Origin of the sequence: Lonepinella sp. BR2271 (assembly GCF_051851515.1) — a bacterium.
Taxonomy (GTDB): Bacteria; Pseudomonadota; Gammaproteobacteria; order Enterobacterales; family Pasteurellaceae; genus Lonepinella.
The window spans coordinates 102,578-118,032 of the sequence record NZ_JBPDVF010000007.1 but is presented as its reverse complement, the minus strand read 5'-3'; the positions used below and the strand labels follow the sequence as shown (position 1 = coordinate 118,032).

The following is a 15,455-nucleotide window of genomic DNA, read 5'->3' as shown; positions in this document are numbered from 1 at the left end:
CTGCGACAGTGAAAGCGAAAGATGACGCAGGTAATGACGCGGAACAAACCATTGAAATCAAAGTGCAACGTGATAGCGACGGAGATGGTAAACCAGACGTATCAGATGACGACAATGATAATGACGGCATCAAAAATGATGACGACAAAAATCCATTGGTGAAAGATACCGAAAAACCAGTGATTACAGCAGAAGGTGCGACGGTGACAGAGAAATCGCCGATTGAGCCGATTGCAGTGACAGTTGTAGATAATGATGACAAGACGCCGACAGTAACCGTAGAGGGTTTACCAGATGGCTTGACATATGCGAATGGACAAATCACGGGAACACCGACAGCAATAACAGATTGGAAAGCAGGTGAACAAGAACGCACCATTACTGCGACAGTGAAAGCGAAAGATGACGCAGGTAATGACGCGGAACAAACCATTGAAATCAAAGTGCAACGTGATAGCGACGGAGATGGTAAACCAGACGTATCAGATGACGACAATGATAATGACGGCATCAAAAATGATGACGACAAAAATCCATTGGTGAAAGATACCGAAAAACCAGTGATTACAGCAGAAGGTGCGACGGTGACAGAGAAATCGCCGATTGAGCCGATTGCAGTGACAGTTGTAGATAATGATGACAAGACGCCGACAGTAACCGTAGAGGGTTTACCAGATGGCTTGACATATGCGAATGGACAAATCACGGGAACACCAACAGCAATAACAGATTGGGGTACAGATGAAACCGTCCGCACAGTAAAAGCGAAAGTTATTGCGACAGATGATGCAGGTAATACGGCAGAGCAAACCATTGAAATCAAAGTCCAACGTGACATCCCACTCACCGCCCCTGACGTTCAAGGCACAGACGCTGATGTGAAAGACGGTAGTGTGAAAGTTGTGTTGCCGACGTTGGCAGCGGAAGGGGATAAAGCTACTATCGTGGTGAAATACCCAACCGAAGATGGTAATACGACAGATGTTACCTTAACTTCAACCTACACCAATGGTGCGTGGGGTACATTAACGTCAAACGAAACCGTGAAAGCGACCCTTACAGGTAATACAGTAACCATTCCTGCGGAAAGTGTACGTGACTTATCAACCGTTACTGCAACCACAACTCGTGGTAGCGAAGTTAAAACTGATAGCGATACCGCTGCGGATCTTGATCCAGTGTTCCCAGAGATCACCGTGGGCAATGATGGTGCGGTTAAAGTAACTTATCCGACATCAGGTATGGAAATCGGCGACAAGATGAAGATCGTGGGCGATAACCCAGCGTCATCTGAAGATGTGGTTTATAACCTAACCTACAAAGCAGACGGCTGGACGATTGACGGACGCCCATCTGCAGACACAGATCCGGGTGTAAACTTCCCAGCGTCGCCAAATGCTTACCGTGATGTGAAAGCAACCGTGACTGAAGCTGATGGCACAGAAACAACCAAAGAGTACAAAGCGACGCTTACTGCACCAGTTGCAACAGCAGTAACGGAAGCAACAGAGACTGATGAACTCGGTTCTGTTAAGGTTGCATTGCCAACAACTGGCGTAAATGGCGACACCGTGGTGATTACTGTTCCGTATCCAACCAAAGACGGTAAATATGTAGATGTAAACGTAACCTTCACCTACGGCAACGACACTTGGACGCAAACATCAGTCGCCGCTAAAGATACGACGGATACCACTGATTACAGCAGCCTAGTGAAATTAACCACAGCAGGCACAAATGGCACGAGCGGTATTACTGTTACCGTACCAGCCAATATGGCGCGTGATGGTAAAGATGTGGTTACCGAAAGTTTCCGTGATGGTACATCGGCAGGTAAATCTACGGCAACCGCGGTGGAAACTGTACCAGAATTGCCTGAATTTAAAGTGGCTGACAACGGTGAAGTTTCTATGGATTACCCATCAAAAGGTGTGGAAAATGGTGATACCATTTATATTGTTGCGGATAACCCGAACAATCAGCCAGGTAACAATGACTTTATCCGTACCCGTATCTATAACAACGGTCAATGGGAGTTAGTTAAAGCTCAATCTAACGCAGATGATAACGTTCCAGATGGCGATCCAGATACTGGCGGTAACAGCTATCAACGTGGTTACAACATTGATGTTTACCTAGATAACATTACTGATACTAGCGATACGACTAAGGAAATTTGGAACTCAACAGCGGGTGCGACCAAAAAAACCATCAGCTACAACACTGAAGATCACTACACTACACCATTGCATTTTGATCCAGTAGATCCTGAACTTCGAGCATTAAAAGATGGTAGTGTATTGATCTATATGCCACCAGAAATGAAAAAAGTGGTGGTAACTTACACTGACGAGCAAGGTGTGGCGAAAGAAGTAACCCTAACTGCAAAAGGTGATGGTACTTGGACATCTTCTGACTCATCAGCGATTAGCGTGCAAGAAGGTGGCTACGCAACCTTACACGCGAATAGTGTAAAAGATGGCTCACAAGTGAAAGCACAGTCTGAATCGTTAAGTGGTGAGTTGTCTGAGATCGTAGAAAAGACCGCTGCGAACGATCCAAGTTACTTTAGTGAAAGTAACTTATCACAATCTGCTTATGTGGGTGCAACTAACGCCAACGGTGATTTTGCTTATCCTACGGGCTACAATGACAACGGCAGACCAACCAATGATATGTATGCGATCTACAAATCGTGGGGCGGTACGGCTAACCAACAAAAAGAAGCGACAGGGACTAATAATAAATTCACTTATGCTACTTATAATAGCGAGAAAGTGATGCAAATGTGGACAGATGCCAATGGAACAGCAAAAGATGCTTACATATTGCGTGGTGATCTTGGTGATGTGAATGGTGCTGGACGTGGTATGTTTATTAATATGAACTACCAAAAAGGCGCTGATACGAATTCAGACGCACTGATTATTGAAGGTCAAATCAAAGGCTTGTCAGGAACACCAACACGTAGTAGCTATGATGTAACGAAAACGAGTGGTCACAATGCCGCTGTCGGTGTAGATACTGGTGCAGGCGACGACCTTGTTTGGGTCGGTGCAAGTAACTCTGAGACCAAGGTTTACTACCGTGCAGAAGATGGTACTTACCACTTAACAGAAGTGGAAGGATCAACTGAATACACGGGCAACTTGGCAAACACCGTAGCAAGCTCAGATTCAACTAGCAACCAAGGTGGTAATATCATCAGCTCCGAAATTATCTTAGGCGCAGGCAACGACCACTTAATCGTGGAAGGCTGGACTTATGGCGGTATTGCTGGAAAACAAGCTATCGCAAATGGGTTTATTACTTATGACCAACAATATGACTACGATTATGAATCATACGCTGCTATTTACAACAGCCTTGTAGATGTGGGTGGTGGTTTGAATCATATCGTGGCTAATGGAACAGACAAGCATACACAAATCCGTACGTACAACAACGAAATCATTTCTTCTTGGATTACGGATCGCGGTGAAGATGGTCAAACCACGATTATTGCTCAAGGTATTAGAAACTCACACATCAGCTTAACAGGTGGTGGTGATGATACCATTAGTTTTGAGTATGGTGAGTATAATGGTGGTAATAAATCAGACTTTGATATCTATGATTCAACAGGCAATGTCATTGATTTAGGTCGTGGCTTGGATACACTGATCTTAACGGGTAATGATGTTTATACCTTAAGCAAGATTTCAAGCACCGCAATGTCAGCCGAAACCATTCAAATGACAGGTTCAGGCGCTAAGCTCGTTGTTTCATTAAGCGACTTGCTTAATGAAAATGGTACTGTGGCATTAGATCCAGAAATCGGTCAAGATAAGAAGTCTGTATTACGTCTTGTAGATCAAGGTTCAAACAACACCGTAGATTTAGAAGATGGCAAGTTCACCAAAACTGACAAAGTAATCGTTGACCAAGACGACGCGAAATACGATGTATACACCGTATCTGGCCACGACAACTTGTTAGTTTACGTTGAACAAAGTTTCACTGTAATCTAATCTAGGCGTTACGCTAACCCCAAAACCGCGGTGAAATACCGCGGTTTTTTGTGGGTTGAAAATAAACAAGCAACTATGCTAAACTAAGTCCAACGGCTTAAATAATAGGGAGAAAACGATGAATAGCGTACAACCTAGCCCCCCTCTTGCTCGCTCAATCATTGAACTGCAAGATAACATCAACCAAAGAGTCGCCATTACAGGAAACACCCACGATGAAATCCTTGCACAACTTCAAAGACTTGGCAACCTTGCTAGAGCAAGAAACAGCGAGACCCAAAACCATAGAAATCATCAACATCAGCAAGCCTGAAATTGACGAATTTTTCTATGAAATCAGTGCTATTTTGCTTGATAAATCCATTGATGATATCAAAGAACAATACATCTACGACCTTGCAACCTTAATTAACACTTGGCAAGTGCAAGGTTTTGTAGAAGTGTACCACCAAGACAGCGACGCAAAACACGGCAGAATTAAACCTTCACATATCAATGCCAAAGGGAGCATAACCCCACTTTACATTGGCTTATACCACGCTCGTGTGCAGTACAACCAAAACGACCCCTTGCTCATTGTTACCTTTGAGCCAGATCAAACCAGCAGTAACGACAATAAACAAACACCAATCATCCGTTTTTTGATAGATCACAACAGTATGTTCGTACATTTTAATGAAAAACATCAACAACAAATAATGCACAAAATCCACCAAACCATCAACAAACTCATTAACGCCCCTGAACATTATCAGGATATTTTGTAAATGTGCGGTGAAATTCTTACACCTAAATCTACCAACGCTGAATTGATACACAACTTAATTCAATTTGATAGTTATGTACAAAAGGGCAATTTTACGAAATTTGCAAATGACCAAAAAAATTTGCACGCACATCTAATCTAGTTAAGCTAAACCTAAAATCGCGGTGAAATATTGCGGTTTTTTTGTGGGTTGAATGTTTGACCTTAATCCTTTAAAATAAACTTTATTTTCTCAATAAAACCAAGGGGTAATTATGGCGACATCATCATTAGATAAAACCTTTGTGGTGAATGATTGGGAAGCGATTAAACAACTAGATTGGGATTTAGCCCATCCCGTGGAAGTTAAGTTAAAACGCACCCCAGAACCAACACAAACCGAAATAGATAAAATTATATGTCAAATCAAACAACGATTTCACTTTTAGAATGTGAAGATAAGCCCGAACTTATCGCTTTATATGAACGACATTATTTTAAAGCCATTAACATCAGCAATAATCAAAATGATTTAATCACAATGTATTTTGTTCCTAAATTTAGTGATGAATAAAATCGGGATAATTTTACGAAATTTGCAAATGACCAAAAAAATTTGCACGCACATCTAATCTAGTTAAGCTAAACCTAAAATCGCGGTGAAATATTGCGGTTTTTTTCTGAACGTCATATAGCGAATTTTTGATGACATATTTACTTGATATAAAAAAGGACGCAAAAAGCGTCCTTTAAAATTTGGAGCGGGAAACGAGGCTCGAACTCGCGACCCCGACCTTGGCAAGGTCGTGCTCTACCAACTGAGCTATTCCCGCAGAGCGACATGCAATATGTCGAAAACAGGGCTTATTATAAGAAAAAATTTCTGTCGTGCAAGTAGAAATTTTTATTTTCTGTTTGTTTGTAGAAATTCTAAGCTAATTTAATAAAATGTTCGCGGTAATAAGCGAGTTCTTTAATACTTTCCCGAATATCATCTAAGGCTAAATGGGTGTTTTCTTTTTTAAATCCCTCTAACACTTCAGGTTTCCAACGGCGAGCCAGTTCTTTGAGTGTGCTGACATCTAAATAACGATAGTGGAAATAATCGGCTAAATCGGGCATATATTTAAATAAAAAACGTTTATCTTGTGCCACGCTATTGCCACAAATAGGGGATTGGCCTTTTGGTACCCATTTTTTTAAGAAATCGAGGGTTTGTAATTCGGCCGCACGTTCGGTGAGCTTGCTGGTTTTGACGCGTTCAATTAAGCCATTTTCTGTATGGGTTTTCACACACCAATCACTCATTTTGGCTAATAATTCATCAGATTGTTTAACCGCTAATACCGGCCCTTCGGCAAGGATATTTAAGTTTTTATCCGTGACAATGGTGGCGATTTCAATAATCCGTTCTTTTTCGGGATCTAATCCTGTCATTTCGAGATCGATCCAAATGAGATTTTCTTTATCTTGTGGCATAATATCAAGTATCCTATGTTGAATTTGTGCTATTGTAGCAAAATTCACAATGATAAAATAGATAGAAAAATCACCGCACTTTTAAGGAATAAACCCTTGGCAAAGCAAAAACTCACCCAAAACCAAAAACGCCGTATTCATCGTAATAATGCAAAAGCCTTAGATCGTCATCAACGCCAGCAGAAAAAACAAATAGATTGGCAAGATGATATGCTCGGGGATACGCAAGATGGCGTGGTGGTAACCCGTTATTCTATGCACGCGGATGTGGAAGATGGACAAGGCCATATTTTCCGTTGTAATTTACGCCGTACGTTGGCGAGCGTGGTAGTGGGGGATCGGGTCATTTGGCGTAAAGGGCTGGCGCAATTACAGGGGATTAGTGGCGTGATTGAAGCGGTGCAACCCCGTCAAAATGAACTGGCTCGCCCTGATTATTATGATGGGTTAAAAGTCATGGCAGCCAATATTGATCGCATTATTATTGTGTCTGCCGTGTTGCCAACCCTATCATTGAATATTATTGACCGTTATTTAGTGATTTGCGAAACGGCGAATATTCCAGCGGTGATTGTGTTAAATAAAGTGGATTTGCTTTCTGAGCAGGCACTGGCGGAAGCAGAACAACAGCTAAAAATTTACCAAGATATTGGTTATCAAACCCTGATGATTTCCGCCCAAACGGGCAAAAATATGCAAAAATTAACCGCACTTTTAGCTTCTGGCACCTCTATTTTTGTGGGGCAATCGGGGGTCGGGAAATCCAGTCTGGTCAATCAAATCATGCCTGAAGTCAATGCGGTAACCAATGCGGTGAGTGAAAACTCAGGCTTAGGACAACATACCACCACTTCATCACGTTTATATCATTTGCCACAAGGGGGCAATCTGATTGATAGCCCGGGTATTCGAGAATTTGGTTTATGGCATTTAGAACCCGAGCAAATTACGCTGGGTTATCGTGAATTTCAATATTTTCTTGGCACGTGCAAATTCCGTGATTGTAAGCATTTAGACGATCCGCAATGTGCCTTACGAGAAGCCGTTGAACAGGGCAAAATTCACCCTGTGCGTTTTGAAAATTACCACCGTTTAATTTTAAGCCGTGATGAAACGAAATCACAACGACATTTTGTGGGCGAGTTATCAAGCTAAATCCTGAATCAAAATCTTAGATCGCCGTTGATAATTATAATGTTCTCGTTTTTCCTGTGGCAGATCTTCCACATTGGCGACGCTAAATCCGCGTTCTTGAAACCAATGAACGGTTCGGGTGGTGAGAACAAATAATTTTTCAATGCCGACATTTTTGGCGCGTTTTTGAATGGCGTCTAATAGAATATCACCACGCGAGGAGTTACGATAATCAGGGTGAACAGCGACACAAGCCATTTCAGCCATTTTTTCCTGCTGATAAACATTTAATGCGGCACAAGCGATAATGACACCATCTCGGTCAATAATCGTATATTTTTCAATATCCATTTCTAATTGTTCACGAGAGCGTTTGACTAAAATACCTTGTTGTTCTAAGGGTTGAATCAGTTCTAATAAACTTGGAATATCACGAATGGTCGCCAAGCGAATATCTTCGGCATTTTCCATTGAAAGCTGTGTTCCCACACCGTCACGGGTAAATAATTCTTGCAATAATGAACCGTCCTCTTCATAACTTAATAGGTGCGAACGTTTAACCCCTGCACGGCAAACATCAATGGCCGCTTGTAGAAAGCGAGCTTGGGAGCTGTGATAAAGATCGTTGTGAATAAATTCTTGCAGATATTCCACCGCATTTTGTGGTAATAAATCCGAAATGGTTTGTTTTTGTGGGTCTAAAATCCCTTGTGTGGCACTAAAGCCAATCAGTTTTTCGGCTTTAATTTTAATCGCAACTTGTGTCGCAATTTCTTCAAAGGGCAGATTAAAACTTTCCCCCGTCACGGAGGGGGCAATCGGGCCAATTAATACGATTGCGTCACGATCTAACTGTTGTTGAATATTTTCCACTTCAATACGGCGGAGTTTACCACTTAATAAATAATCGACACCGTCGTCCACGCCAATGGGTTGCGCTAAAATAAAGTTACTGCTGACCACATTGAGCAAAGGCGAATGGGGAAGTCGCATGGACAGTCTTGAGGTAATATCATAATTCAGTTTTCCCACCGCTTGCTTGACCAAATCAAGGGTTTTTTGATCGGTAATGCGAATATTTTTATGATATTGTGGTGTAATCTGGTGTTGTAAAAGTAATTCATTAATTTGCACTCTCGCACCAAACACAATAATTAATTTGATTCCTAGACTGTGTAATAAACGAATATCGCTGATGATATTAATAAAATTTGTACTCGCAATCGTATCCCCATCAAGCATAATCACAAACGTTTTGCCACGGTGCATATTGACATAAGGGGTAGATTGACGAAACCATTGGACTAATTCGGAGCTGTGCATAATATCTTCCTTTGGGGTAATTTTATATATTTATTCATTTATTATGAATATATATTCATTTTAATCCCTATGCAAGCAAAATTATGTGAATGCGAGAAATTTATTTTATGTTTTGGTTTGTTTGAGATAAACAAAAAGTGCGGTGAAAATCACCGCACTTTTTTAAGTTATCAAATTCCGCAATATTATTTTGCTGCTTTTAGCTCTTGATAATATTTTTCATATAATTCAACCGCTTCGCCAACATCATCTTGCCAGTAAGATTTTTGCAAGACGTCAGCCGTTGGGTAGATGGCTGGATCGTTGGTGATCTCTGCGGGTAATTTCGCTTTTGCTTTTAAGTTAGACGTTGGATAACCAATCTCTAAGGTTAATTGCTCAGACACTTTTTCACTTAACATATAGTTAATTAATTTGTGTGCGGCGTCTGGGTGTTTTGCATTAGCGGGAATGGCTAAGGTATCAACCCATAATACAGGTCCTTCTTTCGGGAAGACCATGTCAATGGTATCTGGTGATTCTTTTTTCGCAATGCGTACAGAACCGTTCCATAATTGACCTAATTCAACTTCGCCAGAAATAAACGAGTTCGCTGGGTTGTCTGAATTGAAAGAAAGTACGTTTGGACGCAATTTCAATAATTCTTCGTAAGCGGCTTTGATTTCATCTGGGTTGGTGGTATTTGGATTTTTACCTAATTTCACTAAGGCAATATTAAATACTTCACGTGCGTCATCTAATAATTGCACTTTACCGGCAAATTCAGGTTTCCATAAGTCACCCCAAGAAGTGAAATCAGATCCTTTGTAGGTTTTGACGTTATAGGCAATACCCGGTGCACCTAATAATTGTGGTAAAGAGTATTTGTTACCCTTGTCGTAGTCTTTGTCTAACCAATCCGGATCGAGTTCCGCAATCACTGGCAATTTGCTGTGATCTAACTCTTTTAACATTCCTTCACGTGCCATTTTAGACACGAAATAGTTTGACGGCGCAATCACGTCGTAACCGTCAGCCCCCGCACCTTGTAATTTCACTTTGGCATACATGGTTTCGTTAGATTCAAGGCTTGATACGTTGACTTTGATACCGGTTTCTTTAGTAAATTCATCTAATAAACCATCTGGTACATATTCCGTCCAAGTATAAAGATTGACCACTTTATCTTCGCTTGCTGCGGGGGTGGCCGCAGGGGCTGCAGAAGTTTCCGTTTTGGTTTCTTTATCGTTACAACCAGTCAAAGCAACAGCGACTAAGCTAACTGCGAAAAGACCTGCTAATTTTTTCATTTAAGATTTTCTCCGTTGAGAGTAAGTAAGAGTATCCGCTTTTTATTTTTTCAAATAGAAAGTCATAAAAAAACGCCTGACTTTGGGCTAGGGACTAGCTTCGGGTCGGGCGCTATTTTATGTTGAAACGTTGGTTTTGTCTAGGCTTTCTCTAGGTTTTGCCTATATTTTCTCTTTCTTATTAATCAACTGACCGATCACCACTAATAACAAGGAAAGTACGATCATAATGGTGGCGAGGGCATTCACTTCAGGGGTGACCCCTGTTTTGACCAAAGAATAGATTTTCAATGGTAAAATTTCATAGCTTGCACCGCTGACGAAAGAGGACACCACAACGTCATCTAAGGAGAGGGTGAAACTTAATAGCCAACCTGAAATAATCGCAGGCAGTGCGAGAGGTAAAATAATTTTACGCAAAATCGTCACTTCACTGGCGCCTAAGTCACGAGCCGCCTCAAGCATACGTAAGTCAAAACCTTTTAAGCGAGAGAACACGCTGACCACCACATAAGGCAAACAGAAGGTGATATGGGCGAGTAATAGCGACCAAAAACCTAAGGAAATGCCCACAATCATAAACAGAGCCAATAAAGACACCGCCATCACGATATCGGGGGACATCATCACCACAAATAACATACCGCTGACGGCTTGTTTACCACGGAATTTATAACGGTATAAAGCAATCGCCGTTAAGCTACCGATAATGGTGGCCAAAGTCGCACCCACAAAGGCAATGACGACCGAGTGAATTGCCGCTTGAATTAGCGTATCATTGTTAAACAAACGCTCATACCAGTTCCAAGTAAACCCTTTCCAACTTAACCCATAACGGTCACCGTTGAACGAGTTACCCACTAAAATCACGATGGGGATATACAAATAGGCATATACCACCAACATAAAACCACTACGTAGGATACGACCCATTATTCTAGCTCCACTTTCTTATTCAGTAATTTATTCGCTTTATAGTAAACGAAAATTAATAATGCCATTAAAATGGTTAAGCCAATACTAATCGCCGAACCAAATGGCCAGTTACGTGAAATTAAGAATTCACTCTTAATCACGTTACCCACTAACAAGACTTTTGCCCCGCCTAATAAGTCTGCTACATAGAACATTCCCATGGCAGGCAGTAATACCAGTAAGCAACCAGAGACAATCCCCGGCATGGTCAATGGAATAATGATTTTTACAAAACGTTGGAACCCATTGGCGCCTAAATCTTTGGCAGCCTCTAATAGGCGAAGATCTAATTTTTCAATGGCCGAGTAGAGTGGCAAAATCATAAAAGGTAATAGCAAATAAACTAAGCCAATAATCACCGCAATTTCGGTATTTAAAATCCGAATCGGTTCGCTAATAATCCCAATGGATAATAATAAGCTGTTTAAAATGCCTTTTACCCCAAGAAATACTTTCATGCCGTAAATACGAATCAATGAGTTGGTCCAAAATGGCAACACCAACAGGAACATCAACAGTGGGCGGTATTTCTCCTTGATTTTTGTCATGATAAAGGCGAACGGGTAGCCAATCACCAAACATAAAATCGTGGCAATGCCTGACATATACAAGGAATTCCACACCACAGTGCCATATAACGGCTCGAATAGTCGAGTGTAGTTTTCAAAGGTAAACGGCAACGCATAGAAATTGCTGGCGTCTTTGCTTAAGAAACTCACCAAAAATACAAGAAAGTTCGGTGCAAAAACAAAGAAAATCAGCCACGCAAAAATAATGCCGACCGTAACCTTTTGGAATTTATTGGTGATCATTTTCATCGTTTAATACCACTTCCCATTTTTCAATCCAAGTCACCGCCACTTTTTGATCTAAGGAGTGATCGATATTCGGGTCGTCCTCATTAAAGAATTCGCTAACCAGCACCATTTTGCCGTTATGTTCTAATTCAACGGTGGATTCCAAGGTCATGCCTTTGTAGTTACGTTCACGAATGTAACCAATGATGGCACTGGATTGTTCATTTTCATCCAGTTCTTCAAGCAACACATCTTCAGGGCGTAACAATACCTTGAGTTTTTGTCCTTCATGCACTTCTTGATCCACATAAATATCACAAATGCGACCTTCTACATTGGCTTTTACTCGTTTTTCATCCACACGGTGTAACACGGTAGCGTCAAAAATATTGATTTCGCCAATAAATTTCGCCACGAATAAATTACGCGGTTCTTCGTAAATTTCACGTGGTGAACCGTCTTGTTCGATATTACCTTTTCTTAACACAATAATGCGATCAGACATGGTTAAGGCTTCTTCCTGATCGTGGGTCACGAAAATAAAGGTAATGCCTAATTGACGTTGTAAAGATTTTAATTCATTCTGCATTTGCTTACGCAATTTGTAATCCAATGCAGATAAGGATTCGTCTAATAATAAGACTTTCGGTTTATTCACCACCGCACGGGCAATGGCGATACGTTGTTGTTGACCACCTGAAAGTTGGCTTGGTTTGCGTTCAGCCATGTCTTCTAATTGCACCATACGCAAGGCGTCCAGTACACGGGGTTTAATTTCTGCTTCAGGGACTTTTTGCATACGCAATCCAAAGGCCACGTTTTCAAAAATGGTCATGTGTGGAAAGAGTGCATAACTTTGGAACACGGTATTGACATGGCGTTGTTCGGCGGGAATATGGGTCACATCTTCACCGTCAATAATAATTTGGCCGCCATTGACTTCTTCAAAGCCCGCAATTAAGCGTAAAACCGTGGTTTTACCACAGCCTGAAGGGCCTAAAATCGTGATAAATTCACCGTTATTAATGGTGAGATTGAAATCTTGGATAATGGTGTTATCACCATAGGATTTTGTAAGAGAACGTAACTCAACAATGGGTTTTGGCGTTTCTTCCAAAACGATAGGGTTAGTCGTTTTTTCCACTAGCTTTGGTTTTCTCCCTGAAAAACTAATATGGATTAGTTAAATAGAACCACAACACTCACTTAAACGGATAAGCAAGCACCGAATTTTATAAGCCCTTATGATATAGCGATTGGGGCATAATGAAAAGGAAATAATGCCTTTTTTCGCCAATTTTTTTCAGTGGTTACCCAATAAATGCCTAAAAATTGATATAGATAAAACTTCGTGCATAAATTTGTGAAAAAAATTGCGTATTGAATGGGGTTTTTGCATAATCAAAACAGAAAAATATTAAGGGAGAAAACCATGTCAACAGCGGAATATCATCATGATTTATTGGAGCGTTTTTTAAACTATGTGTCATTTGATACGCAAGCCAAAATCGGCGCGAAATACTCGCCAAGTTCACCGGGTCAACTGAAATTAGCCAAATTTTTAGCGCAAGAACTACAAGCCTTGGGATTGCAAGATATTCAACTTTCTGAACATGGGATTTTAACCGCTTATTTGCCAAGCAATGTGACCAATGCACCCACTATCGGCTTATTGGCGCATTTAGACACCTCGCCCGATTGCAGTGGTAAAAATGTCAAACCCGAAGTGATTGTCAATTATCGTGGCGGTGATGTGGCGTTAGGCCTTGGTGAACAATTTATTAGCCCTGTCATGTTTCCGTTTATGCACAAATTAGTGGGCAAAACCTTGATTGTCACGGATGGCACCACATTGCTTGGTGCAGACAACAAGGCGGGAATTGCCGAAATTATGACCGCACTTTTTCGCTTAAAACACAGCAATCAGCCTTATTGCAATGTTCGTGTGGCATTTACCCCTGATGAAGAAATTAGCTTAGGTATGCAATTTTTTGCGTTGGACAAATTCCCTTGTGATTGGGCCTATACCATTGATGGTGGCGCTGTCGGGGAATTGGAATACGAAAATTTTAATGCGGCCAGTGCGACAATTTGTCTTTCTGGTCGCAACATTCATCCGGGTTATGCCAAAGATAAAATGGTCAATGCGTTAACCTTGGCTTGTGAGTTTCAACAATTATTACCCGCTGACGAGGTGCCAGAAAAAACAGCGGATAAACAAGGTTTTTTCCATTTAAACCGATTTGTGGGGGATGTCAACGGGGTAGAATTACATTACTTAATTCGGGATTTTGATAATGCACATTTTGAACAACGTAAAGCCTTGCTTGTGTCATTGGTGAATCAACTCAACCAACAAAAACAGCTTTCGCCACCAATTCAAGTGACGATCCAAGACAGTTATAAAAATATGTATAACTGCGTGAGTAACGTGCCAAAATCCATTGAATTAGCCGATTTAGCTATGCGAGAATGCGGAATTAAACCTCATCATAAACCGATTCGTGGTGGCACGGATGGCGCTTGGTTAGCCGAACAAGGATTAGCTTGTCCGAATATTTTTACCGGTGGTTATAATTTCCACAGTATTCACGAACTGATTACCCTTGAGGGCATGGAAAGTGCCGTACAGGTGATTTTAAAAATCTTGGAATTAGCTACCGATAGAGATGAATAGCGGAGTGAGAGGCATAAAAAAAGACAGGCTTAAGCTGTCATTATATTGTTTTCATGTTGCTTTAAATGGTGCCCGAGGCCAGACTTGAACTGGCACGCCCCGAAAGGCGAGGGATTTTAAATCCCTTGCGTCTACCGATTCCGCCACTCGGGCTAAACGCATTTCCTAACTTTTGCTAGGTTTAAATTGGAGCGGGAAACGAGGCTCGAACTCGCGACCCCGACCTTGGCAAGGTCGTGCTCTACCAACTGAGCTATTCCCGCTTTGTTTTCGGCTGATGGCTTTCAACGGTTTTGCATTTTACGGATTTTATAACCCGAGTCAAATGTTATTTTAAATAATAAATTCAAATGGTTAAATTTAAATCGATTTTGTATTCTTTTGTAAACAAGATCACGAAATAAATTAATTATGCCTCTAAATTATTCATTATTATGATCTTGCAAAAGCGGCTCTTTGGCTGCATGTAAATATTGCAACATAGACCAAATCGTTAAAATGGCGGCCACATAGAGTAAGGCAATAGCGGCGTATTCCATAAGGCTGTTATAACGCCATAACAACCCCCCCAATGCCAACATTTGTGCGGTGGTTTTGACCTTGCCAATCCAAGACACCGCCACTTTAGCTCGACTGCCCACTTCGGCCATCCATTCACGCAAGGCGGATACGATAATTTCTCGGGAAATTACCACAATAGCCGGAATGGTAATCCAAAAGGCATGATAATATTCCACAATTAAAATTAAGGCAGCGGAAACAATAACCTTATCCGCCACAGGATCTAAAAAGGCGCCAAAACGGGTAGTTTGTTTCCATTTGCGTGCTAAATAGCCATCAAATAAATCGGTGATAGAGGCCACAAAAAAGATCGCCGTGGTCACAATATTTGTCCATTCAGCGGGTAAATAGAACGCAATAATAAAGAATGGGATCAGAATCACCCGAAAAATAGTTAATATGGTTGGAAAATTGAGTTTCATTGGTCTAAACATGGCGTAAGAATAATGTCTTATTCTAAAACAA

12 protein-coding genes and 3 tRNA genes are annotated in these 15,455 nt (G+C 41.2%); 5 read left to right on the top strand and 10 right to left on the bottom strand.

Annotated features, from left to right (window positions below; all coding sequences use genetic code 11):
* From ACTG7X_RS07330 to ACTG7X_RS07320, 3 genes are all read left to right on the top strand, one after another.
* The coding region (locus ACTG7X_RS07330) for a hypothetical protein (protein WP_439257851.1) at nucleotides 1-4,010 on the top strand (4,010 nt) is incomplete at its 5' end.
* 215 nt (nucleotides 4,011-4,225) lie between these two features.
* A complete protein-coding gene (locus tag ACTG7X_RS07325; RefSeq protein WP_439257850.1) occupies nucleotides 4,226-4,777 on the top strand; it encodes a hypothetical protein in 552 nt (183 codons plus the stop codon).
* Nucleotides 4,778-5,030: 253 nt separating this feature from the next.
* Nucleotides 5,031-5,204, top strand: a complete 174-nt coding sequence (locus ACTG7X_RS07320) for a hypothetical protein (RefSeq protein WP_439257849.1) — start codon at nucleotides 5,031-5,033, stop codon at nucleotides 5,202-5,204.
* Between the two features lie 308 nt (nucleotides 5,205-5,512).
* Here ACTG7X_RS07320 and ACTG7X_RS07315 read toward each other — a convergent pair.
* Both ACTG7X_RS07315 and orn read right to left on the bottom strand, forming a co-directional pair.
* Nucleotides 5,513-5,588, bottom strand: a tRNA-Gly gene (locus ACTG7X_RS07315).
* A 97-nt stretch (nucleotides 5,589-5,685) separates the two neighbouring features.
* Nucleotides 5,686-6,234: an oligoribonuclease gene (gene orn, locus ACTG7X_RS07310; protein WP_439257848.1), complete on the bottom strand. Its 549-nt coding sequence runs from the start codon at nucleotides 6,232-6,234 to the stop codon at nucleotides 5,686-5,688.
* A 96-nt stretch (nucleotides 6,235-6,330) separates the two neighbouring features.
* Between orn and rsgA the strand changes: the two genes are divergently transcribed.
* A complete protein-coding gene (gene rsgA, locus ACTG7X_RS07305; RefSeq protein WP_439257847.1) occupies nucleotides 6,331-7,389 on the top strand; it encodes a small ribosomal subunit biogenesis GTPase RsgA in 1,059 nt (352 codons plus the stop codon).
* Here rsgA and argA read toward each other — a convergent pair.
* From argA to potA, 5 genes are all read right to left on the bottom strand, one after another.
* Entirely contained in the window at nucleotides 7,381-8,691 is a 1,311-nt protein-coding gene (argA, locus tag ACTG7X_RS07300) for an amino-acid N-acetyltransferase (protein WP_439257846.1), read from the bottom strand. The genes rsgA and argA overlap by 9 nt on opposite strands.
* 185 nt (nucleotides 8,692-8,876) lie before the next feature.
* Nucleotides 8,877-9,980, bottom strand: a complete 1,104-nt coding sequence (locus ACTG7X_RS07295) for an extracellular solute-binding protein (protein ID WP_439241920.1) — start codon at nucleotides 9,978-9,980, stop codon at nucleotides 8,877-8,879.
* Between the two features lie 162 nt (nucleotides 9,981-10,142).
* Entirely contained in the window at nucleotides 10,143-10,913 is a 771-nt protein-coding gene (gene potC / locus ACTG7X_RS07290) for a spermidine/putrescine ABC transporter permease PotC (RefSeq protein ID WP_386692969.1), read from the bottom strand.
* Nucleotides 10,913-11,773 (bottom strand): spermidine/putrescine ABC transporter permease PotB, encoded by an 861-nt coding sequence (gene potB / locus ACTG7X_RS07285; protein WP_439257845.1) that lies wholly within the window; start codon nucleotides 11,771-11,773, stop codon nucleotides 10,913-10,915. The genes potC and potB overlap by 1 nt, the downstream gene beginning before the upstream one ends.
* Nucleotides 11,754-12,875 carry a spermidine/putrescine ABC transporter ATP-binding protein PotA gene (gene potA, locus ACTG7X_RS07280; protein WP_439241947.1) on the bottom strand — a complete coding sequence of 374 codons (1,122 nt, stop codon included), beginning with the start codon at nucleotides 12,873-12,875 and terminating at the stop codon, nucleotides 11,754-11,756. The genes potB and potA overlap by 20 nt, the downstream gene beginning before the upstream one ends.
* Nucleotides 12,876-13,184: 309 nt before the next feature.
* On the opposite strand from potA, the gene pepT reads away from it, so the two are divergent.
* Nucleotides 13,185-14,429, top strand: a complete 1,245-nt coding sequence (gene pepT, locus ACTG7X_RS07275) for a peptidase T (RefSeq protein ID WP_439257844.1) — start codon at nucleotides 13,185-13,187, stop codon at nucleotides 14,427-14,429.
* A gap of 66 nt (nucleotides 14,430-14,495) precedes the next feature.
* Here pepT and ACTG7X_RS07270 read toward each other — a convergent pair.
* The 3 genes from ACTG7X_RS07270 to pgsA form a co-directional block, all read right to left on the bottom strand.
* Nucleotides 14,496-14,582: transfer RNA gene (locus tag ACTG7X_RS07270), tRNA-Leu, on the bottom strand.
* A 34-nt stretch (nucleotides 14,583-14,616) separates the two neighbouring features.
* Nucleotides 14,617-14,692: transfer RNA gene (locus tag ACTG7X_RS07265), tRNA-Gly, on the bottom strand.
* 159 nt (nucleotides 14,693-14,851) lie between these two features.
* Entirely contained in the window at nucleotides 14,852-15,412 is a 561-nt protein-coding gene (gene pgsA / locus ACTG7X_RS07260; RefSeq protein ID WP_439257843.1) for a CDP-diacylglycerol--glycerol-3-phosphate 3-phosphatidyltransferase, read from the bottom strand.
* Nucleotides 15,413-15,455 lie beyond the last annotated feature (43 nt).

Coding starts and splice junctions, on each gene's coding strand:
- ACTG7X_RS07325 (WP_439257850.1), top strand. CDS start 4,226: ATGAAATCCTTGCACAACTTCAAAGACTTGGCAACCTTGCTAGAGCAA.
- ACTG7X_RS07320 (WP_439257849.1), top strand. CDS start 5,031: ATGGCGACATCATCATTAGATAAAACCTTTGTGGTGAATGATTGGGAA.
- orn (WP_439257848.1), bottom strand. CDS start 6,234: ATGCCACAAGATAAAGAAAATCTCATTTGGATCGATCTCGAAATGACA.
- argA (WP_439257846.1), bottom strand. CDS start 8,691: ATGCACAGCTCCGAATTAGTCCAATGGTTTCGTCAATCTACCCCTTAT.
- ACTG7X_RS07295 (WP_439241920.1), bottom strand. CDS start 9,980: ATGAAAAAATTAGCAGGTCTTTTCGCAGTTAGCTTAGTCGCTGTTGCT.
- potC (WP_386692969.1), bottom strand. CDS start 10,913: ATGGGTCGTATCCTACGTAGTGGTTTTATGTTGGTGGTATATGCCTAT.
- potB (WP_439257845.1), bottom strand. CDS start 11,773: ATGAAAATGATCACCAATAAATTCCAAAAGGTTACGGTCGGCATTATT.
- pepT (WP_439257844.1), top strand. CDS start 13,185: ATGTCAACAGCGGAATATCATCATGATTTATTGGAGCGTTTTTTAAAC.
- pgsA (WP_439257843.1), bottom strand. CDS start 15,412: ATGAAACTCAATTTTCCAACCATATTAACTATTTTTCGGGTGATTCTG.